General features: G+C 51.4%; 18 protein-coding genes and 1 pseudogene. 4 read left to right on the top strand and 15 right to left on the bottom strand.

Translation table 11 applies throughout. The annotated features are described in order from the left end of the window. Nucleotides 1–60 precede the first annotated feature (60 nt). The gene (locus tag NFS35_RS00200; RefSeq protein WP_251205128.1) at nt 61–942 is read left to right on the top strand and encodes a helix-turn-helix domain-containing protein; all 882 of its coding nucleotides are present in this window, start codon (nt 61–63) and stop codon (nt 940–942) included. A 21-nt stretch (nt 943–963) separates the two neighbouring features. Here NFS35_RS00200 and NFS35_RS29850 read toward each other — a convergent pair. Then, nucleotides 964–1,215 (bottom strand): annotated as a pseudogene (locus NFS35_RS29850) (sirohydrochlorin cobaltochelatase); the annotation flags it as partial. Between the two features lie 167 nt (nt 1,216–1,382). Between NFS35_RS29850 and NFS35_RS29180 the strand changes: the two are divergent. Continuing rightward, a complete protein-coding gene (locus NFS35_RS29180) occupies nt 1,383–2,309 on the top strand; it encodes an ECF transporter S component (protein WP_330639914.1) in 927 nt (308 codons plus the stop codon). Nucleotides 2,310–2,426: 117 nt separating this feature from the next. Here NFS35_RS29180 and NFS35_RS00190 read toward each other — a convergent pair whose 3' ends face one another. The 8 genes from NFS35_RS00190 to NFS35_RS00155 form a co-directional block, all read right to left on the bottom strand. Continuing rightward, nucleotides 2,427–3,458 carry a DUF4097 family beta strand repeat-containing protein gene (locus NFS35_RS00190; RefSeq protein ID WP_251205127.1) on the bottom strand — a complete coding sequence of 344 codons (1,032 nt, stop codon included), beginning with the start codon at nt 3,456–3,458 and terminating at the stop codon, nt 2,427–2,429. A gap of 67 nt (nt 3,459–3,525) precedes the next feature. After that, nucleotides 3,526–4,476 carry a DUF1700 domain-containing protein gene (locus NFS35_RS00185; RefSeq protein WP_251205126.1) on the bottom strand — a complete coding sequence of 317 codons (951 nt, stop codon included), beginning with the start codon at nt 4,474–4,476 and terminating at the stop codon, nt 3,526–3,528. After that, nucleotides 4,473–4,796, bottom strand: a complete 324-nt coding sequence (locus NFS35_RS00180; RefSeq protein ID WP_251205125.1) for a PadR family transcriptional regulator — start codon at nt 4,794–4,796, stop codon at nt 4,473–4,475. Before NFS35_RS00180 ends, NFS35_RS00185 begins: the two co-directional genes overlap by 4 nt. A gap of 394 nt (nt 4,797–5,190) precedes the next feature. Further along, nucleotides 5,191–8,061 (bottom strand): ATP-dependent DNA helicase, encoded by a 2,871-nt coding sequence (locus NFS35_RS00175; RefSeq protein WP_251205124.1) that lies wholly within the window; start codon nt 8,059–8,061, stop codon nt 5,191–5,193. Between the two features lie 153 nt (nt 8,062–8,214). Next, nucleotides 8,215–8,439: an HPr family phosphocarrier protein gene (locus NFS35_RS00170; RefSeq protein WP_251205123.1), complete on the bottom strand. Its 225-nt coding sequence runs from the start codon at nt 8,437–8,439 to the stop codon at nt 8,215–8,217. A gap of 176 nt (nt 8,440–8,615) precedes the next feature. Next, nucleotides 8,616–9,374, bottom strand: a complete 759-nt coding sequence (locus tag NFS35_RS00165; protein ID WP_251205122.1) for a TIGR03915 family putative DNA repair protein — start codon at nt 9,372–9,374, stop codon at nt 8,616–8,618. A 131-nt stretch (nt 9,375–9,505) separates the two neighbouring features. Next, nucleotides 9,506–10,858: a putative DNA modification/repair radical SAM protein gene (locus NFS35_RS00160; RefSeq protein WP_251205121.1), complete on the bottom strand. Its 1,353-nt coding sequence runs from the start codon at nt 10,856–10,858 to the stop codon at nt 9,506–9,508. 188 nt (nt 10,859–11,046) lie between these two features. Continuing rightward, nucleotides 11,047–11,763, bottom strand: a complete 717-nt coding sequence (locus tag NFS35_RS00155) for a fructose-bisphosphatase class III (RefSeq protein ID WP_251205120.1) — start codon at nt 11,761–11,763, stop codon at nt 11,047–11,049. Between the two features lie 158 nt (nt 11,764–11,921). Here NFS35_RS00155 and asnA point away from each other — a divergent pair, with 158 nt between their 5' ends. Then, a complete protein-coding gene (asnA, locus tag NFS35_RS00150; RefSeq protein WP_251205119.1) occupies nt 11,922–12,932 on the top strand; it encodes an aspartate--ammonia ligase in 1,011 nt (336 codons plus the stop codon). Nucleotides 12,933–13,014: 82 nt separating this feature from the next. Here asnA and NFS35_RS00145 read toward each other — a convergent pair whose 3' ends face one another. After that, nucleotides 13,015–14,493, bottom strand: a complete 1,479-nt coding sequence (locus NFS35_RS00145; protein WP_251205118.1) for a hypothetical protein — start codon at nt 14,491–14,493, stop codon at nt 13,015–13,017. A 163-nt stretch (nt 14,494–14,656) separates the two neighbouring features. Next, the gene (locus NFS35_RS00140; protein WP_251205117.1) at nt 14,657–15,517 is read right to left on the bottom strand and encodes a hypothetical protein; all 861 of its coding nucleotides are present in this window, start codon (nt 15,515–15,517) and stop codon (nt 14,657–14,659) included. A gap of 111 nt (nt 15,518–15,628) precedes the next feature. Here NFS35_RS00140 and NFS35_RS00135 point away from each other — a divergent pair, with 111 nt between their 5' ends. Then, nucleotides 15,629–16,453, top strand: a complete 825-nt coding sequence (locus tag NFS35_RS00135) for a helix-turn-helix domain-containing protein (RefSeq protein ID WP_251205116.1) — start codon at nt 15,629–15,631, stop codon at nt 16,451–16,453. A 58-nt stretch (nt 16,454–16,511) separates the two neighbouring features. Here the strand turns inward: NFS35_RS00135 and NFS35_RS00130 are convergent, their stop codons facing one another. From NFS35_RS00130 to NFS35_RS00115, 4 genes are all read right to left on the bottom strand, one after another. Then, a complete protein-coding gene (locus tag NFS35_RS00130; protein ID WP_251205115.1) occupies nt 16,512–17,600 on the bottom strand; it encodes a type 2 periplasmic-binding domain-containing protein in 1,089 nt (362 codons plus the stop codon). Nucleotides 17,601–17,702: 102 nt separating this feature from the next. Then, on the bottom strand, nt 17,703–18,176 hold the full coding sequence (locus NFS35_RS00125) for an RNA polymerase sigma factor (RefSeq protein ID WP_251205114.1): 474 nt from the start codon (nt 18,174–18,176) through the stop codon (nt 17,703–17,705). Between the two features lie 614 nt (nt 18,177–18,790). Next, nucleotides 18,791–18,979, bottom strand: a complete 189-nt coding sequence (locus tag NFS35_RS00120) for a cysteine-rich KTR domain-containing protein (protein ID WP_016221134.1) — start codon at nt 18,977–18,979, stop codon at nt 18,791–18,793. 19 nt (nt 18,980–18,998) lie between these two features. Further along, nucleotides 18,999–19,859 (bottom strand): DUF4097 family beta strand repeat-containing protein, encoded by an 861-nt coding sequence (locus NFS35_RS00115; protein ID WP_016221135.1) that lies wholly within the window; start codon nt 19,857–19,859, stop codon nt 18,999–19,001. Nucleotides 19,860–19,867 lie beyond the last annotated feature (8 nt).

Genomic DNA, 19,867 nt, shown 5'->3' with positions numbered 1-19,867 from the left:
TATATAGAAAGAGGATGGAAGAAACAAGGATACTTCTTTGATGGAAAGGGTAATTTTTTGATGGAATATGCTTATGGAAATTTTGGATTTCTGAAACAGGGACGGATGGAACAGCCGCCTCTCGTCCTGCTGGATCTGGGCATTGAGCGGCGTTTCCGAGAAACTTATTATTTTGAGAACTCTGTCCGCGCTTCCTATGGCGGATATCTGCTGCAGTTTACGTTGAAAGGATGCGGTATTTATGAAGCATACGGGCATACCTGCCATAAGCTGACTCCCGGATGGGGCTTTTTTTCCAAAATGCCGGAGGACAGCCGCTATTATCTGCCGTCGCCGGATATTTCCCCTGAATCTTCCGATGAGGGCTGGGAATTTTTCTATCTGCACTTCGACGGCCCCGCTGCCTGTCCCTTTTACGAGACCGTCCGGGCCCTGACCGGCCCCGTCTTCTCCCTCGCGGCATCCTGTCCCCCCACTGCACTGTTTCTCCGGCTCTTTGAAAAGCTGAAAAATAAGGAGGCTCTCGCGCTCTATGAGGGAAGCGAATTTCTCTACCGATTTCTCGCACAGCTCCTAAGCGAGCTGGAAGCGCCTTCCGCAAAAGGCTCTCTCCTGATACAGCAGGCCGTTTCCTATTTCAAGAATCATTTTTCAGAGCGAAAGGGAATCGGGGAAGCGGCAGAACTCTGCAATGTCTCCCAGGCACATCTGACCCGGATCTTCCGCCAGGAGACCGGGCAGACCCCTCTTCAATATCTGACGAGAATTCGGATGGAATATGCGTTGTTCCTGCTGTTGAACACGCAGGACAGCATGGAAAGCATCTCCGAAGCCTGCGGTTTTTTGAACAGGAATTATTTTGCGAAAGTGTTCCGGCGGCACCTGGGCTGTTCGCCCACGGAATACAGGAACCGCAGCGCTTCCCTCACCCGCTCCACATAAAGGGCGCGCACTCTCCCCCAGCCCCCGGAACACCGGCTCCGGCAGGACTCCCGCATCCCGCACTGCGGCAAGCAAGCTGCCCTCCCCGCCCGCCATATCTTTTTTCGCATGGTCGCCTGCCACGAGCATCAGCGGAAGCAGCTTCGCCCGCCGGGCTCCCTGGCGGACCAGGCCCTCTACCGCATCCGAAAAAGAGGACGCCCCGTACACACTGCCGATGAATGCCGGATACTTCTTTTCCGCAAAGACGTCCTGCATGATATGATAGATTTCATTGCCAAAATGTCAGGCAGATTGCAACACTCTGTACTCCGCCTTGCCGCAACTGGTCTGGCAAAAAAGTTCTATTCTGGCACTTTTTGTCATGCCACTTTTCCGCTACACTGTCAATAATACAGTGAGGCCTCGCTGATTCGTAAGTATATAAGGAGATTACAATCATGAGCGACAATAAGAACAAGATGGAAAAAAAGAAAAGCTACAGCCTGTTGATCATCGGAGCAGTCCTGTTGATTGCGGGCATCATTTTCGCGGTATACGCGTACAATACCAGTTATCAGGCTTCCACCAGCCTGGGGAAGCAGCTGTCCGAAGCCAAAGAGCAGCTGAGCGCCGTGAAAGAGGGCGCCGGGGAGGGAGACCCGGAGGCCCTGGAGGCGGAAGTCGCCAGGCTGTCCGAGGAAAAACTGTCGCTGGAGCGTCCTTATTCCTACGGCCTGACATTGGTCTTCTTCGCCGTCCTGCTGACTGTAAAGGGCATCTGCAACGCGGTGATCGGCATGCGCAGATCCGGGAAAGCCGACATAAAGCGCCTGACCCAGGCAGGTCTTCTGGCGGCGCTGTGCTACATCGGCTTTGCCTTCTTCAAAATCGACATTCCCATAGGGCCCGAGAAGACCGCTTTCCACTTCGGCAATGTGTTCTGCGTGCTGGCGGCGCTGCTGCTGGGCGGCTACTGGGGCGGCCTTGCGGGGGCCGTGGGCATGACCATCGGCGACCTGACCACCTCCTACGTGACCAGCGCGCCCAAGACTTTCTTCCTGAAGCTCTGCATCGGCCTGATCACAGGCCTGGTGGCCCATAAAATCTTCCATATCAGCGACGCCCATGACCCTAAGAAAGTCACTGCCGCCACCATCGCCGCCTGCTTCTGCGGCATGGCCTTCAACGTGGTGGCAGACCCCGTGGTGGGCTATTTCTACAAGACCTATCTGCTGGGAGTGCCCCAGGACATCTCCGCGGCGCTGGCGAAAATCGCCACCCTCACCACCGGAGTGAACGCGGTCGTGGCAGTCATAGCCGCCTCCATAATCTACCTGGGACTACGGCCCGCCCTGAAAAAATCCGGATTGTTCGTGGAACCGTAAAGCTTCACAGGGATCCGGGCTTATGGGAAAGAGGAACCGGATGCGCGAAAACGGCGGCCCCGCCGGACGTAACCACGCCGCGGGGCCGCCGTTGACACAGCAGAAACCGTTCCATGACTATTCCGTGAAAAGGATGGTTATGTTCCCCATAGAGCATTCCGCCTCTATGTTTTTGGAGGCGCCGTTCACTATCTTCTTCTCCTGGCCGAAACCGCTGAAACTCATGTCTCCTATCTCTACATTGCCCATGGAGCCTCCCAGATCATAGTTGAAATCACTCTCTTTTCCACTCAGGTACATCTCCACATATCCCATGGCGCATTCGATATCCGCCTCCTCGTTTAACTTTCCGCCCGTCTGAAAGCTTCCCATTCCCACCTCTGCCTCCAGCCGGTCCACGCTCATATCATCAATGACTACAGAACCCGCGCCCACGGATATCTCCGCTTTCCGCGCCTCCAGATAGGTGATATCAATCTCCCCTGCTCCCACTTCCAGAGAGAGTTCATCCGTATACAGATCTCCGAAGTTCAGATATCCCATGCCTAAATCGGCCTCCACCTTTTCAAACCGGTACCCATGGGGCACATACAAAATAATCTCGCATCTGTCCGATTCCGTCCAGTTCACGCCGGATTTGCTTTCGGACTTGACATGCAGAGTAGCCCCTTTCAGGTAGCTCTGAAATTTATAGGCGTTGTATGCCTCCAGATACAGGAAGTCATCCTCCGATTCCAACACCGTGAAGGCGCAGCCGCCCGCATCGATTTCCAGATTGCGGATATCCGCGCCGGGACAGAATTTCTCCACATCGCCCTTGGCAATTTCATATTCGCTTACAAACGTGACCGGATCATCCTCCACAGGTTCCTGGTACTCGCCAGCAACATCATCGACACTACTGTCTCCATACTCCGGCAGCAGCTCGTCGAAATCCGCAATCCCGGCATCTATAATATCGTCGCCCATACCGACTTGCCAAATCCACCATCTGTACGGATCCACATGGACCCTGCCTTTCGTTACAGTCTCCACTACCTGTCCAATCGTGGTCCTGCCCGCCACACTGCTGCCCACGAACGCCAGCGCCGACCCCAGGACAGCGAATATCAGCGCGGTGACTGCGCAGCCTTTCATGAAATTCTTCATCTATCCTCTACCTCCATCTGAACATTTTTCAACCGCCGGGAAACCTACTCCTTCAGCAACAATCCGTCTATACGCCGGCCGTCTTTTTCCTCATTTTCTTCAGGGAACGGAATATCCAGCCGATTCCCCTGAAGATGGCAGGCGTGACAATCCCTGCCATGGCCACAGTCAGCATCAGGAAGACGAGCCCCAAGCAGCCGCATATCAGTCCGCCGCCCAGCATGGCCATCCCCACCCAGGGATTGGTAAAGCAACATATGATGCCTGTGATCAGCAGCACCACGAACACCAGAAGCAGGCAGACCGCCGCCACGCCGAAGCCCAGAATCATACCGAACCATCCGGCAAGGCCGCCGAATACCACTCCCAGAATCGACAGGACTACTCCCGCCAGCACAGGCGAAGCCAATATCAGCACCGTCACAAGCGCTGCCACAGCCCAGACAGGCATTTTGCCTTTCCCGGATTTTTCAGGCTTCTCCCCGAACCATCCTGCGGTGTCATGGCTCCATCTGTACGCGTCCTCTCCCGTATCGGACTCCTGGCTGCGCCCGTATCCGTCAAAGGGATTCCAGTTCTGCCGGGCCGTTTCCTTATCGGCATCCGCTTTCTCCTGCTGAAAATTCCAGGACGATTTTTCGCCTGCCCCGCCGGCTCCTCCCCGCCCATAGGCCGCATCGGCGTTCTGCCTGTTCCGGCCATTGTCTCCAATGCCGCTCCCCGCCTCCTGGGTCTGCTCCTGCTCGGCATCCGGCTCCTTGCCATATTCCATCAGGGCCCTGTCAGAGGCCTGGGCTTTCCGCACTGTCTTCTCGCCGTAGCCGTTCCCCAGCAGGTCGCGCTTGATATTCTCCGCCACTCTGGCCGGATTGCCGAGAGCCTCTATGACCTCCTGCTCATTCTCCTCACCGGCATCATCGAAGTAATCATTATAATATTGTATTGCCTCCTCCCGCTCCGCAGGCGCGATGCTCGTGAGCAGGCTTTCCAGTTGGTTCATAAAATCCGCTCTGTTCATAACCCTATCCTTCCTTCAAACAATCCCGTAATTTTGTCAGCGTACCGCCGCCACTCGCTCTCATACAGCTTCAGCTGTGCCCAGCCTCTGCTGGTTACCTTATAATACCGTCTGTTCCTGCCCGCGCACTCCATGTCATATACTTCCAGACATTCATCCTTCTGCAGCCTCCTCAGCACAGGATAAAGCGTGGACTCCGACAGCTCGATAACCTGCCGGACCTCCTGGGTGATTTTGTACCCATAGGTCCCCTCCGGCTCCTTGGACACGACGGCCAGCACGATGGCGTCTAATAGCGCCGCGCCTGTGTTAAATACCATCTGATCCGCTCCTTATCTATCCACATTATTATATTTCGATGCAATATTATATGCTGTATAATATTACCTGATGCCTATACTATACGCCATATAATATTATATGTCAATATTTATTTTGCAGATTGTATGAAAAAAAGACAGCGGAATACGGCGCGATTCTCATTGACCAGTCCAGTACCGTTTTTTGCCTTTTTAAGGGCCGTTTTGTGGATAACTTGATCCAAATGTCATTTTATGGAAGTTCTGTCCCCAAAAAATCCACAAAATCCACAGAGTTATCCACATTTACACATCTGTCATTTTTATATAACCACATTGTCATTTCCAGATTTACCCAAAATCCACAAAAAGCCCTTCCCGCCCGATCCTGCCTGAAGCAAAAACCCGGAAACCCTCATAGCCACTGGTCCCAGAAGCGTTCCACACGCTTCGCCGCTTCATTGACCGTCACGGTCTCGAACTGTTCCCACTCCCTGGGGAAGAGCCTGCGGTAAGCAGGCTGCAGGAAGCGTTCGTCCAGCAGCGCGATGATGCCCACATCCTCCGCGGTGCGGATGACCCGCCCGGCCGCCTGCAGGACTTTGTTCATACCGGGGTACCGGTAGGCATAGTCGAAGCCGTTCTCCCCGTTTTTGTCGAAATAGGCTTTCAGGATTTCCTTTTCCCGGGAGACCTGGGGCAGGCCGGTGCCCACGATCATCACGCCGATCAGGCTGTCATGCTTCAAATCGATGCCCTCGCTGAATATCCCGCCCAGCACACAGAAGCCGATCAGGATGCTGTCCTCCTCTTCCGGACTCTTAAGCCTGCGGAACCTGTCCAGGAAAGCCTCCCTGTCCGCCTCGCTCATGGATTCGCTCTGCAGGATGCACTCCCGCCCCTCTCCCCCGAAGTTATCCACATATCTTAAGTGGACTGTCCGCAGGAAAGCATAGGAGGGGCAGAACACCATATAGTTGCCGTGGCGGTTTCTGACAATCTCTTCGATATACCGCGCAATGTTCCCATATTCGTCCTCGGAGCGCCTGGTGTACTTGCTGGTCACATCGCTGGCCACGAGCAGGGCGCGCCTGTCCGGATGGAACACGGACCGGGCATAGACCTCATAATCCTCCGGCTCCCCTCCCAAAAGCTTCTTATAATACTGGATGGGCAGCAAGGTAGCGGAAAACAGGATAGTGCTGCGCCCGCGCAGCATACAGTTCGCCAGATTCCCCGCCGGATTCACGCACAGCAGCTTCAGGAAAAACCTGCCGTCCTCGTCAAGCCGTGTGTACTTCACATAATTTTCATCCACAAGCTCATAGATGGCAAAGAAGTGGCTCACCGCGAAATAGAAGTCCAGCAGCATGTCCCGGACAGGAGGCTGTCTGTCCTCCTGCTCTGAGAGATAATCCTCGCAGACCTCCTGAAATCTCATCAGCTTTTCCACAAAAGCCTCTATGCTCTCCACGAGACAGTAGTCCTCGCACTGCCGCTTCAGGGTCAAAAGCTCCCGGTTGCACTTCTCCAGATGGTACATCATCTTTTCGGCATAGCCCTGCCTGGCGAGGACGCTCCTTCTGCCATAGTGTCCATCCGCGGCCTGCGGCGGGGCCTCCCCATCCCCGTCAGCATCCGCGTCCTGCGTTTCCCGGTCCTCTCCTCCGTCCCCGGCATCCCCATTCCCGGCATCATGCCTCTCTGCAGCGCGCGATTCCCAATCAGCCGTCCCGTCCTCCTCATCATACGCACCCGTTCCCCGCAATTGCCTGTGGATTTCCCTGTCCGGCCCTTCCTCCCGCTCTCTCCGGGCGGCATTTTCCGCTTCCGGGGAAACGGTACCTGTCTGGTCAATGGCATCCGGCTGCCCTCCGCCTATCCCGTCCGCACATGACACAGCTGTCGGAAACAGTGCCATGTCAAGGCTCATCTGCCCGGAAACATCAGGTTTTTTCCCATTTCTCCTCTTCCTTTCTTTTTCTGACACAATTGTCTTTTTTAGCTCCCTGCGCAATTCCACGAATGCCTCTTTCTCCAGGACAGCGCTGTACATCTCCCTGCCCCGCTCCAGCAGATTGTGGGCCTCGTCAATCAGAAAAATGTAGTCCCCGGCCACGCTTTCCCCAAAGAAGCGCTTCAGATACACATGGGGATCGAAGAGATAATTGTAATCGCAGATAACAGCGTCCGCGAACACGCTGGCGTCCAGGCACATCTCAAAAGGACAGACCCTATGCTTTTCCGCGTAGGCCGCAATCGTCTCCCGGTCAAAGCTCTCCTCGGAAGTGAGCATGTCGAACACGGCATCGTTGACCCGGTCATAATGTCCTCTCGCATAGGGACAGCATTCCGGATTGCACTCCGCTTCGTCCATAAAGCATATTTTTTCCTTGGCGGTCAGAATGACGCTCTTCAGACGCAGGCCCTTATCCCGCAGGATGCGAACCGCCTCCTCTGCCACCGTCCTGGTGATGGTCTTGGCCGTCAGATAGAAAACCTTCTCTCCCATCCCTTTTCCCATAGCCTGAACGGCCGGGTAGATGGTGGAAAGCGTCTTGCCCACGCCCGTGGGAGCCTCCAGGAACAGTTTCTTCTTATGGTAAATGGTGCGATACACATGGGCAGCCAGCTCTTTCTGTCCCTCTCTGTAGGGATAGGGGAATTCCAGCCCCGCAATGGAATCTGTCCGTACAGCGCGCCATTTCCAGGAATAGTCCGACCATTTCCGGTAAGCGGCAAGCAGGCCGTCAAACCACTCCGCCAGTTTTTCAAATTCATATTCCTCGTGGAAATACCGGATCTCCCCGGACGGCATATGGCAGTAGGTCATGCGCACGCCGATTTTTTCCAGGCCCTGCCGGGAACCATATATGTAGGCATAGCACTTGGCCTGCGCCACATGCAGCGGCATGGGCGCGATTATCCTGAACAGGTCACGGTAGGTTCCCTTAATCTCATCGATGGTCACGCTGCCGTCCTTCCGGATGATGCCGTCTGCCCGCCCCTCCACGCTGAGCATATATCCGTCCGCCGGAAAGGTCATCTTCAGCGGCACCTCCGCCTGATATTCCGCCCCCATCCTGCGCTGGATCATGCGGTGGATTCTGCCGCCCTCCTGCATGGCATTGTCCGGCGACGCATGATAGCGGTTGTCGATGTCTCCGTGGCGCAGGATGAATTCCACCAGTCTGCGCACGGAGACCCGTACCTCCTCCGGATTCGCGCTGCCCTCTTTGGGCTCCTCCACTCCCGCCCGGACTTCCCTGAAACACTCTTCTTCCATGGAATGTTCTCCTTCCATCTGTAAATTCCAACTGTTTGCAGTATAACACAAAACTCCCCGTGCAGATACCATAAATTCTATCTGACACAGGGAGTCATTTTACTATCTTCGCCTTTTTGAAAATCCGTTCCGATATTTTCCGGCAGCCGTGATTCAGTTTTCGAACGCAAGTGCTTTCAGCAGCTCCTCAAAATCCTTATCGTATCCCTCATAAGACACCTTCAAAGGTTTGCGGAAGTCCAGTCCGTACACTCCCAAAAAGGATTTTGCATCGACGATATATCTGTTGTAGGAAATATCGATTTCAAAATCACATCTGGAAGCCACATTGACGAAATGCTGGACTTCATTTGGGGTTAACTGAATCTCCTTTATCATTTTTCCTTCCTTTCGCTGACAACCCGTCTGCCACGCTTTCCTCTCACAGTCCCAACCTTTCCCTCCAATTCTCATTATATCCTAAATGCCTGAAAAGTAAACAATTATTTTTACCAGCATTTTCACACGGCCGGCGGATGATTTCCGCCCTGGCAGGAGCCACTGCCATGCGCCCCTCACTGAAACTCCACCATATACTCCCGGAACCGCAGCGGCAGCATGCCCGCCTGGAGCTTTCTGTTCCTGCGCTCCTCTATGGTTATACTATGGCAGAATTGTCGGAATAGTTCCTGATACTGCAACTCCTTATCCGAGAACCGAAGCCCTGCAGGCCTGTCCGCCTCCTCTCCCCGCAGCAGATACCACCGCCCCTGTCCGGGGTGGATTCCGAACAGATTCCTCTTCTCGTCATAAATGACGAAATTCTCTATGGACAGCCTGTCGGCAAAGTGGGGCATCAGAAAAACCATCACGTCATTCTTCGGCCCGATTCTGGAATACAGCATGCCTCCCTCCAGCTCCTGAAAGCGCAGGAACTGCTTCTGATGTCCTGCCTCTGTGGACACGCCTCTGGCAAGCGCAAAAGCTTTGTAGACCTGGCTGTCCGCCAGATTGTCGAACAGATGTCCCCTGCCGCATCTCCCCCGCAGTCCCTGTACTACGGTTCTATAGACGGCCTGGGCCTTTCCCTCGTCCTCCGAGGCCAGCGCCATGCAGAGTTTTTCACTGTCCTCCCAGCCGAAGCGCCGCCGCAAGGTTCCCATGACCTTACGGGTCTTCTCCTCATCTGCCACCACCGGGATATCCTCCGCAAACAGCATCGGATCATCCGTCAGGCTTAAATAAGTGTCATTGTGATTCCGTTTTTCTTCATACGCCTGATAGATAGCGGTAAAAACACTCTCCAGTGTATCTTCGCACCTGTATACAATCATATATGTCCCTTTCCGCCTGCGCATCATCTCCTGCTCCCGGCCCGCTTCATCCGCCGCAGAATGTCACCGGCTGAAGAACTGCCGGCGATACTGCCAATCCCGGTCACAGTCCTACTGTGGAACACCCTGTCTCACAGCTGCCCCACCGCGGCCTGCTGCCGCTCCTGCACTGTAACCGGACGCGTGAAAGCGGCGTCGTCAAACAGGGACAGCTGCCTGTAGCTCATGCCGTCGCTCCCGAACTGTACCCTGTCCTTTTCGCTGGTAAGGCCTCGCACGATAGAATCCTCATCCAGCTTCACAGGATACATCATCCTGCCGTTGCAGGTGATAAAGTACAGCGCCCGCTTCAGCACGACTCCAATCTTCTTCAAATCCCCAAAGGCCAGGCTGCCGCTCCTGCGTGCCGCCACGATCCGCCGGGCGCTCTTCACGCCTATCCCGGGCACCCGCAGCAGCTCCTCTATGGGCGCCCGGTTGATTTCCACCGGGAACCGCTCCAGATGGCGCACTGCCCAGTCTTCCTTGGGATCCAGCATCACGTTGAAGAAAGGCCGTTTCTCGTCCAGCAGTTCCTCCGCCCTGAATCCGTAGAACCGCAGCAGCCAGTCCGCCTGATACAGCCTGTGCTCCCGCAGCAGCGGCGGCCCTCCGGGCAAGGCGGGCAGGCTCTTATCCCCTGTCACATTCACGAAAGCCGAATAAAAGACTCTTTTCAATTCAAATTTCCGATACAGATTCTCCGCCACATTGATAATCTGGTAATCGCTCTCGGGTGTGGCGCCGATAATCATCTGGGTGGACTGGCCTCCTCCCACGAATTTAGGGGCATTCCGGTACAGCACCAGATCGCCCCTGTTTATCTGGATGCCATTCTGAATCTGCCGCATGGGCGTGAGGATGCTCTTTCGGTGCTTATTGGGCGCAAGACTGCGCAGGCCCTCTGCGGTGGGAAGCTCTAAATTGACGCTCATCCTGTCCACCAGGTAACCTGTCTGTTCGATGGCCTCCGGCGCCGCTCCCGGGATGGCCTTTACATGGACATAGCCGTTGAACCGGTAGCGGTTCCTCAGAAGCCAGACCGTGCGGTAAATCAGCTCCATGGTAAACGTGGGGCTGCCTATGATGCCGGAGCTTAGAAAAAGGCCCTCGATATAATTCCTGCGGTAAAATTCCATTGTCAGGGTGCAGACTTCCTCCGGGGTGAACGTGGCCCTGGGGATGTCGCTGGAATTGCGGTTGCGGCAGTATTTGCAATCGTAGACGCATTCGTTGGTCAGGAGAATCTTCAGCAGGGAAATACACCTCCCGTCGCCGGAAAAACTATGGCAGATGCCTGCCGCCACGCAGCTGCCGATGCTCTTCCCATCCCCCGGACGGTCCACGCCGCTGGAGGTGCAGGCCACGTCGTATTTCGCCGCGTCTGTCAGTATCTGCAGCTTGTCTTCTATGGCCTTATCCTGAGGATTCTTCAGATATTCCATGTCCCTTGTACCTCTTGCTATCGCTTCTTTCTCGCAAAATTAGAACATATGTTCTTATTTAGTTTAGCACACATGTTCTTTTTATGCAAGGGCTTTTTTACATCTTCCAAAGCCGGTTAAAAGACCTTATGCCATCTTCTGAACTCCCGGCTTCCGTTTACAGCAGAGCATTGGGATGCATGGGATTTTCAATTCTTTGCCGATGAATAGAATTCTTCCCCTGTGTCAAGGCAGATTGCCGCAAGTCTTCCTCCCGGCACATAGCACTGGCAGTCGATTGCGATATGATTATTCTTGCGACAGATATAGCCGGGTTTCGGATTCCCTTCGATGTACTGCGTGGGCGTATGCCCTGTGACTACATATATGTCATCGAAATATTGCGTCTCATAATCCGCCCTGTCCCACACAAGCTCTTCCAGTGAATAGTCCTCTATCTGCTTTTCAGGAGAATAGTTCCCCAGACCTCCATGCACCAGCAGATAATCCTTTCCGTTCACGGTCAGTTCCTCATATATCAGGAGTTCCCTCAGAAACTCAATGACATCTTCCCGCGCCTCCCTATCCAGTTTATGGAACTCATCTGTGGTGGTCACGCTCCCATTCCCCTGCCAGCTCAGCAGATTCCCGATCATCCTGGGATCCATTTCATCAATTGATTCCTCCGTGATTTCCTTGCAGAGGAACTCCAGGCACTCCAGCGCCATCAGTTCATGGTTTCCCACCAGGCAGATTGCATTGGGCATTTCCATGAGCTTTTGCAGCACTTTTACGGGATGCGGTCCTCTGTCAAGGATATCCCCCAGGATGTACAGGGTGTCCGTATCCTTTAACTTTATTCTCTCAAGCAATTCCAGAAACATATCATATTCACCGTGAATGTCAGAAATGGCATATGTCGCCATACAAATTTACCTCCATGTGTCCAATGGCGGCTCTCTGCCGCGAATAAGCCTATTATATCATAGTTCCGCTCCAAAAATATAAAAAACTATTGCAAAATCCCCCGAAAAGCTGTTAAATAGAAAATGGAAACTGTATCTCAAAGAAAGGATTAACCTTTATGTCAAACTTTTCACTGCCAAAAAATTACCAGTCCGGCCTGAATCTGTACGATACGCAGATTGCCATCAAGAAGGTCAAGGACTTTTTCCAGACGCTGCTGGCAGAGCGCCTGCATCTTCTGAGGGTATCCGCCCCGCTCATGGTGGATCCGAAATCCGGCATGAACGATAACTTGAACGGCGTAGAGCGCCCGGTCTCTTTCGACATCAGATACCAGGACGGCAGGGAAGCCGAAATCGTCCAGTCCCTGGCCAAGTGGAAGCGCTATGCATTGAAGAAGTACGGCTTTTCCGTGGGGGAAGGGCTCTACACGGACATGAGCGCCATCCGCAGGGACGAGGAACCGGACAATATCCATTCCATCTATGTGGATCAATGGGACTGGGAGAAAATCATCCGGAAAGAAGACCGCACCCTGGACACCTTAAAGGACACTGTCCGCACTGTATACAAAGTCCTGCGCAAGACGGAAAAATACATGTCCATCCACTATGATTATATAGAAGAAATCCTGCCCCACGACATCTTCTTCGTCACCATGGGCGAGCTGGAGGAGATGTTCCCGGACAACACGCCCAAGGAGCGAGAGTACTACATAGCAAAGGCCAAGGGCGCCGTCTGCGTGATGCAGATTGGCGGCGCTCTGGGGAACGGCAAACCCCACGACGGGCGGGCGCCGGACTATGACGACTGGGCCCTGAACGCGGACATCATCGTCTACTATCCTGTCCTTGATATCGCCCTGGAGCTGTCCAGCATGGGCATCCGGGTGGACAAGGACGCGCTGCTGCGCCAGCTGGAGGCCGCCGGGTGCATGGAAAGGGCCAAACTGCCTTTTCATCAGGCAGTGATTAACGAGGAAGTGCCTTTCACCATCGGCGGCGGCATCGGGCAGTCCCGCATCTGCATGTTCTTCCTGCGCAAGGCCCATATCGGGGAAGTGCAGTGTTCCCTGTGGCCCGCTGATATCATGAAAGAAGCGGAGAAAGTGGGGCTGCAGCTGTTGTAATATCCTATTGCCATGGATAAAGAACTTCAGCAGGGTGATTTTTACATCCTGCTGAAGTTCCTCTTATTCAGGACATGTCCAATCAGTCCTGTTCGAACAGTATCTGAATGCTTATCTTACCGCTTACCTTCCCTTTAAAATTCACATAGAGAGATTCACCCACCTGCTCTTCCGCAAATATGGCTTTCTGAAGATTTACGAGCACCTGCCTGCATCGCCTCCCGCCCGGCAATAAGATATGCGCTGCCACTTCTTCTCCCGGATAGGCAATATCATAGCGCATCCCCTCCTCCTTCAGTATATACCTGACATCCACCATTGCTCCGCTTTTTTCGTAACCAGTGGTATACCGGAGCTCTGTATAATCCGTCACCGGAAAGCGAGGAGAAAAAGCCAACTTTCGGTAACCGGTGTCCAAATCCTCGATTCCTGCCAGTCCCTCGTCAATCGCGCTCAGCAAAGCCGCGGCTCCCCATGCGCTGGGGCCCTGCTGGTTCTGCGGCATCTGATTTTTAGGTGAATAGAGAAAGAAGATACCCTGATCGCGCTCATACATACTCATAAGTCTCTGTATGATATCCCATCCATATTCTTCATACCCATTCCGGAATGCCGCTTTCGCAAGCTCACCAGCCGTATAAGGCGATATGGCACCGTTCACATACTGTCCTGCCCGATAACCGTCAAAATCCTCATAGGGCGGGTCGATTGTAAACCACTCGGCAAACGCTTCCGTCAGATTCCGGCGTCTCTTGTATTCCCTGATAATTGCCCGGGACTGTTCCAGCGATGTCACTCCTCGGTTGATATCATACACATTTGACAGGGAAAGCCTGCTCCTCTCCAGTTCATCAGCTCCCGCATGATTCAAGTGAAGCTGATGTATAAAAAAACTTCCATTCCACAAATACCGGAACATATTTTCCTGCAGGCAATGGGCTTTTTCTTCCCAATAGGCCGCTCTCTCCGGCTTTTTCAGGCGCAGGTTCATCCAGGCAAGCTGCAGCATTGCCTGATAAAGTCCGGAATTATCCCCATGCATGATGGACATGGGCGTATCTTCCTCCAGTTTCCGGTTATCTCCGGGCACTCCATACACGAAATCCCATGTATCGATGGTAAACGCCCTTTTCGCCAATCCATGCTCCTCATCCCATCTTTTGGGACTGTTCATGATATAGCGAATCGCCTTTTCCAGTTTCGGCAGCGCCCAGGCCAGCCAGCTCTCGTCTCCGGTCACCTGAAAGACCCGCCTGACCCCTTCCACCACCAGGTACTCAACATCCGCTTCTATCTCCAGCCTGACCAGCGCCAGATTGTCCTCCGGGTACATTTTGTAACAGTCCGGATTCACATACTTCCAGTGGTAATCGTCATACTGCTTTATCAGTTCATAAAAAAATCCTTCTTCACTTTGATTTTCCAGAATAAAATCCAAAAAAGAGCTCAGGTCATGTTCCCAATGCATGAACCCTTTCATGACATGAACATGGTCCCGAATCCAGTTGATGCAGCATACCAGGATTTTATGATCGATAAATACCAGCCTTCTGTCACTCATGATATCGACTCTCAACTGATGTATGAATTCTCCCAGTTTCGTGTCCTTCGTTGTGAAGACGCCTGGGAAACCAGCCTCTATATTATTATATGATCCATTTTGAATTTCTCCCACATGCATACATGGAAGCCTGTTCTCGAATTCTATCATCATCTTCTCCTTCTCATAGGCCAATGACCAGAATCGCAGCGATTCCCAGAACTAACCCCAGAACCTGCCGCTGATTGATTTTCTCATTCAACACCAGTTTTCCCAGAGCGAAAGATACAATAACGGTTCCTCCATTAAATACCGGGAAAAAAATGGTTCCCGGCAATGCACCGGACAGATATACATTCAGCCTGTTATAAAAACAGCTCAGAATCCCGCAGGAAAAGACCAGTCCCGGCGAGATCTTCCCCATTGACAGCGACATACTGCCACTCCTGCCATGCTGCACCCGGTCCATTCCGCTTAGCCCGGACAGCAGCAGAATCATGACCATCGAAGCAAGAAGCATCATGCCATTCGCCTGGTCGCCGATTCCCGAATGTGAGAAGAACTTAAAAACGATTCCAACGGATGCTGAAAATACAAAGTATCCTATGCTATAGGCTTTCCATCTCTTCGTAGCATTTCCTTTCGATCCGGAATAAGTACAGATAAAGACTGCGAACAGCAGCAGAAGTATCCCCACCGCTTTCCCTGTCCCGAGCGGCTCCTTCCACACCATGACGCTGACCGCCGTGGAAAGCAACAGAGAACAATTTCCAATCAGCGTCGTAACAGATACCGGCCCGGCTGCCATGGCCTTGGTCTTGAACAGCAAGAACAATACCTGTGCGATTCCATATATCGATCCCCAGAACATGACATCCTGGTTCAGCTCCGGAAATCCGCCGTTAAAGAGCAGCAGCATGGCGCACCAGATTACAGCACAGTACAGATTGAAGCGATATACTTCCTGTTTCGCATAAGGCTGCGTCTTATGTAACAGCGTACTATTCACAGAAGCGGCAATGACAGAAAACAAAGTCAGCAACATATCTTCTGTTCTCCTCTTGTTTTCAGTTTATAAATCCCAGTACTTTCATTTTTCCATTATGATGCTATAATGGAATCAAAGAGATGATTCCATATCCGCGAGGTGATTTCCATGCAAAAGCAAACCTACCTGTTTGACGATTTTTGTGTATTGGAAGACAATAACTATATCTTTCAGATTGTTGCGGAGCGCAAGCTGACTTCTATCTACCATTGCCACAATTTCTACGAAATCGTCATGGTCCTGGATGGTTCTATCCTTCATCAGGTTAACGATGCCAGATACCAGATGAAATGGGGAGATTTTATGATCTTGTGTCCGAAAGACTATCACCGTTTCATCAGTCAATCTTCCAATGCCAAAATCATGTCGCTTTCCATCGAATATAATGAATTTTCGCTTTTTGCCACTGCCTTCAACAATCATTTTCTGAAGGAACTCTCGGCTGCTGACCAGGCCATTATGACCTGCGGCCAGGAAGTCTTTGACATTATACACGCCTGTACCAGCACAAAGACTGAGTCATACTACACCTACGAATATAAATATCTGTTATGTACCTTCATAAAATATATTTCTGAAATCTCGCTCCAAAAGCCGAATCCCTGTCCTCAAGATCTGGCAAATGCTTTGGCGCAGATGGCGGAGCCCGACAATATCCGAATCGGTCTTCCGGCCTTGCTGTCATTGTCCGGTTACAGCCACAGCCATCTGGCCCGGCTTATGAAGAAATATTTTCATACCACGCTACACAGCTATATCCTGAACCTGAAAATGGAGAAAGCGTACAATGATATCATTTTCTCACAGGATTCGCTGGAAGACATCTCTTATAATGTAGGTTTCGCCAGCTTCAGCCATTTCAATAAGGTCTTCAAGGAAAAGTATCACATTACGCCCTCCGCTCTGCGGAAAACCTACAGAAAAATCGTATAGATCCGGAAAAGCCTGCCAAGCCGCTCTACCGGCAGGCTTTTCCAATCCTCTTGCGCAATCAGTACATGCGGTCATAAGCCGCCTGCTCAATCTGAATCAGCTCTTCCAGCTTCATCTGCTTCAGGGTATTCAGATAACTTTCGTAATCCGTCTCCGGATCCAGTTCCCCGCTGATGAACTGTGCGGCAGCCTGGCGAATGTAATTACTGATATCTGTGTACAGCGTGTTCCTCCGATTCGCTTCACTCTCCTGATACAGCAAGGCAGGCATTACGTCAACCGTCCCCGTCTCCCTGATTCTTCTTTCCATCAGCACGCTCCAGCCGTAGGTCTTTGCGACTTCCTCACTGGCCAGCAGCTCATCTGATGCAGAATCTACAAAGCTGTATTCCGATCCCTCCATGGACTTTATCACATTGAACCCTTCGTTGATGATCGCCTTCTTATACCGGTACGCCTCCGCAGAATCATAATTGTCTTCCTCTCCGTCCGGAATAAAAGTGATAGCCTGCTGATAGGATGCGTCAAACGGGTTCTCCTCCATCTTCACGCTTTTTTCAGTGCCCTTGGCCGCCATAAGGATTCCATCATCCGTGTAGAAATAGTCGATCAGGCGGACAATCGCTTCCGGATACGCCGTATCCGCCTTGACCAGCAGCTTCACCCCACTGCTGACACCGGCTGCAAGAGGGAACGCGCCTGTAGCATTCCACTCCGAGGTCAGACCTCCCAGAGCCATATAACCGGCATCCACGGAAGCATCCTGGCCAAGCGTCACAAACGGAGCAGCCGCGCCGAATGTACCCACCCATCCGTCTCTGGCCTTCGCCACAAATTCATCACTGTTCTGGACAAGAGCCGCTTCATCATACAATCCTTCGCTGTAAAGCCGGTTCATATACGTCAAATACGCCTGGTAGTTCTCTGTCGTCTGTGCCAAGGTAACGGTTCCATCTGACAGCATCAGGCCATACGCTGTATCGGACACAGGCATGCCGAATGCGCTCATGACCGCAAGATACCAGCTGGCATTTGTGTCGCCTGAAACAGGAATTTCATCCGTAGAATCTCCGTTCCCATTGGCATCCTTTTCCTTGAAAGCTTTCAGTGTCTCATATAATTCCTCTACGGTTTTGGGGTATTCCATTCCCACATTTTCCAGCCAGACCCTGTCAATGAATGCCCTCTGTAATCTAGCATATTTATTATCGTTATACTGTACTAATCCATCTTTTTCGGGCAGTAATCGTTAAGATTGGAGATACTTCCTCATTTCTTCCTTGACTTTCTCCCTTGCAACCGAAACAGACTTCTGGACAGCGGAAGCGGTGCAATGCTCCATCCCGCCAATCTGGTAGAAATTAAAATCATACTCGTAATAGAGCAGGAAACGCCGCCTTTGTATCTCTGGCAGTCGGGCAACCGCTTTGTAAAACAGTTCATTCCGTTCTTTCTCAATCATGCTTTCATCAAGCGTTTTAGGCACTCTCAACGCACGTCTGTAAAGCGTTTCGTCCCATACCTCGTTAAACTCCCTGTGCCGCTGGTTCCATTGCTGAAGATTCCTGTTCCTCCTTTCCATCTGCCGAAATTCAAGAAAGAGTTTCTCGGACACTTCTATCTCGTGGTGTTCCCCCTGCCCGTCCTTAAAACTGATTAAATACCTTGTGCCGCTTTCCGTGGATTCCTCCCGAAGCGTATATGTCTTTGCCCCGTATGCCATTTCCTTTCCTCCCGAAAAAAATTGAGCGGGAGAATTGCCCTCCCACCCAATAGCCCGTGGAAATGGTTAAATTTCCCCGAAAGGATAAAAAATAGGCTTCAATTTTTTACGGAGCCGTTCAAGGCGTTTGTAGACCGCCCTCTCGGTAAGCCCTGCCACCGCCGCAATCTCCTTTGTGGCGGCGAACGACAGCCAACAGCGGAAACAGCCCTGTGGCATAATCTGATAAAAAACGACAAAAGAAAAACCGCAAAGGCTCTGTGACCTCTGCGGTTATAGGAGATACATATTCTGTTAAGTGGAGATTCTACTTCTGGTTTCATGGTGAGAAGTAGCGTTGCATAAGCAGGGATTTTTTTAACTGGCTTCCTGCCAATCCCCGATATGCTATGTATGTATAAATTCTGCATTGCATGAGCAGATGGATTACTGCCCGAAAAAAGAACATAAAAAACCCTCCAAACTTCAAAAACAGGTCTGGAGAGTGTCTGTTAAGTCTTTTCGGGCATAGCATAACCGCCCACCAATACACCGTTTTTTTATATGGTGGGCGTTCGCCTTAAAACCTTATGAAATAAAACAAAGCCGACAAACTGTGATTTTATTTCACAAATTCATCGGCTCTGCGTCTGTGCGTCTGGCTCTTTCATAACAACTACTTTTAATGATTTTACATTGATTAAACTTTCTTGCCTGCATTTCGGGCAATACAGAGGGAAGTTCTTTATTTCTGTATCTTCCCTTATTTTCATGCGTGTCTTATTATCGCATATAGGGCAAAATATCCAATGATACTGTTCCATATCTTTCTACACTCCAAAACTATTTTACAATTACTGTTCCGCTGTTGCTCATGATAGATAAACTGTTTTCTCCCTTTCCGATGCTCCCATCCTTGCATCCGTCCGTATCGGTACTGAATTCCGCATTTTTAAGCTGTACGGTTACATCGTCCGAACCACTGGATATATGGCAGGATAAATTATCTGGCATCGCTTCATGGGTCAATGATATATCTCCCGAACCTGTTTCTACAGACAGGGAATCATAGCCGTTTATGTTGCTTATATTCACTTCGCCAGAATCTGTCGAAACAGCGGTCTTTCCAATAACTGTATTTTTCATGGTAACATATGCGGATTCTGTATTGATATTAGAATCCGTGCATGAAGCGTCTGTTATTTTAATATCGCCTGAAAGAGATTTTATTTTTGCGCTTTCAGCTATGAAATCAGACATCGTTATATAGCCAGACTGGTTGTTCAAGGACAAAGTGGAAATGCTGACCGCTTCCAACTCCATCTCTCCCGAACCATTGTTAATGGCTAAGGAAAAAGCATTATCTTTAGGAATATACAATATTATCTTCCCTGCTTCGCCAAATGAGAATTGCTCCGCCAGATTTTTGTCCGTATCATCATCCTGCTGTACCATTAGTTTTCCATCTTTCTGCACAACCTGCATATCACGGTCATCTTCGACTTTTCCCTCGCAGGCTATGTGTACTTTGTCATCGCTGGAAGCCATCACTTTTAAATTCCAAGAGGAAATATCCAATACAATTTCTGAAATACCTTCCGCCGAAAATTCCTCGTTAGAATCTATTTTTTCTTTATTCCCGCATCCGCATATGCCAAAAGCTATCACTAAAATCCCCGCTAACAGTATTCTTTTCATATTCATAACCCCGC

Source organism: Acetatifactor aquisgranensis (genome assembly GCF_943193215.1).
Taxonomy (GTDB): Bacteria; Bacillota; Clostridia; order Lachnospirales; family Lachnospiraceae; genus Acetatifactor; species Acetatifactor aquisgranensis.
The sequence above is the reverse complement of the archived record's forward strand: the minus strand, read 5'-3'. Positions and strand labels throughout refer to the sequence as shown.

Bases quoted from the DNA above. Each gene is read 5' to 3' on its own strand.
- NFS35_RS00200 (WP_251205128.1), top strand. From the start codon at position 61: ATGGAATATGCTTATGGAAATTTTGGATTTCTGAAACAGGGACGGATG.
- NFS35_RS29180 (WP_330639914.1), top strand. From the start codon at position 1,383: ATGAGCGACAATAAGAACAAGATGGAAAAAAAGAAAAGCTACAGCCTG.
- NFS35_RS00190 (WP_251205127.1), bottom strand. From the start codon at position 3,458: ATGAAGAATTTCATGAAAGGCTGCGCAGTCACCGCGCTGATATTCGCT.
- NFS35_RS00185 (WP_251205126.1), bottom strand. From the start codon at position 4,476: ATGAACAGAGCGGATTTTATGAACCAACTGGAAAGCCTGCTCACGAGC.
- NFS35_RS00180 (WP_251205125.1), bottom strand. From the start codon at position 4,796: ATGGTATTTAACACAGGCGCGGCGCTATTAGACGCCATCGTGCTGGCC.
- NFS35_RS00175 (WP_251205124.1), bottom strand. From the start codon at position 8,061: ATGGAAGAAGAGTGTTTCAGGGAAGTCCGGGCGGGAGTGGAGGAGCCC.
- NFS35_RS00170 (WP_251205123.1), bottom strand. From the start codon at position 8,439: ATGATAAAGGAGATTCAGTTAACCCCAAATGAAGTCCAGCATTTCGTC.
- NFS35_RS00165 (WP_251205122.1), bottom strand. From the start codon at position 9,374: ATGATTGTATACAGGTGCGAAGATACACTGGAGAGTGTTTTTACCGCT.
- NFS35_RS00160 (WP_251205121.1), bottom strand. From the start codon at position 10,858: ATGGAATATCTGAAGAATCCTCAGGATAAGGCCATAGAAGACAAGCTG.
- NFS35_RS00155 (WP_251205120.1), bottom strand. From the start codon at position 11,763: ATGGCGACATATGCCATTTCTGACATTCACGGTGAATATGATATGTTT.
- asnA (WP_251205119.1), top strand. From the start codon at position 11,922: ATGTCAAACTTTTCACTGCCAAAAAATTACCAGTCCGGCCTGAATCTG.
- NFS35_RS00145 (WP_251205118.1), bottom strand. From the start codon at position 14,493: ATGAGTGACAGAAGGCTGGTATTTATCGATCATAAAATCCTGGTATGC.
- NFS35_RS00140 (WP_251205117.1), bottom strand. From the start codon at position 15,517: ATGTTGCTGACTTTGTTTTCTGTCATTGCCGCTTCTGTGAATAGTACG.
- NFS35_RS00135 (WP_251205116.1), top strand. From the start codon at position 15,629: ATGCAAAAGCAAACCTACCTGTTTGACGATTTTTGTGTATTGGAAGAC.
- NFS35_RS00130 (WP_251205115.1), bottom strand. From the start codon at position 17,600: ATGGAATACCCCAAAACCGTAGAGGAATTATATGAGACACTGAAAGCT.
- NFS35_RS00125 (WP_251205114.1), bottom strand. From the start codon at position 18,176: ATGGCATACGGGGCAAAGACATATACGCTTCGGGAGGAATCCACGGAA.
- NFS35_RS00120 (WP_016221134.1), bottom strand. From the start codon at position 18,979: ATGGAACAGTATCATTGGATATTTTGCCCTATATGCGATAATAAGACA.
- NFS35_RS00115 (WP_016221135.1), bottom strand. From the start codon at position 19,859: ATGAATATGAAAAGAATACTGTTAGCGGGGATTTTAGTGATAGCTTTT.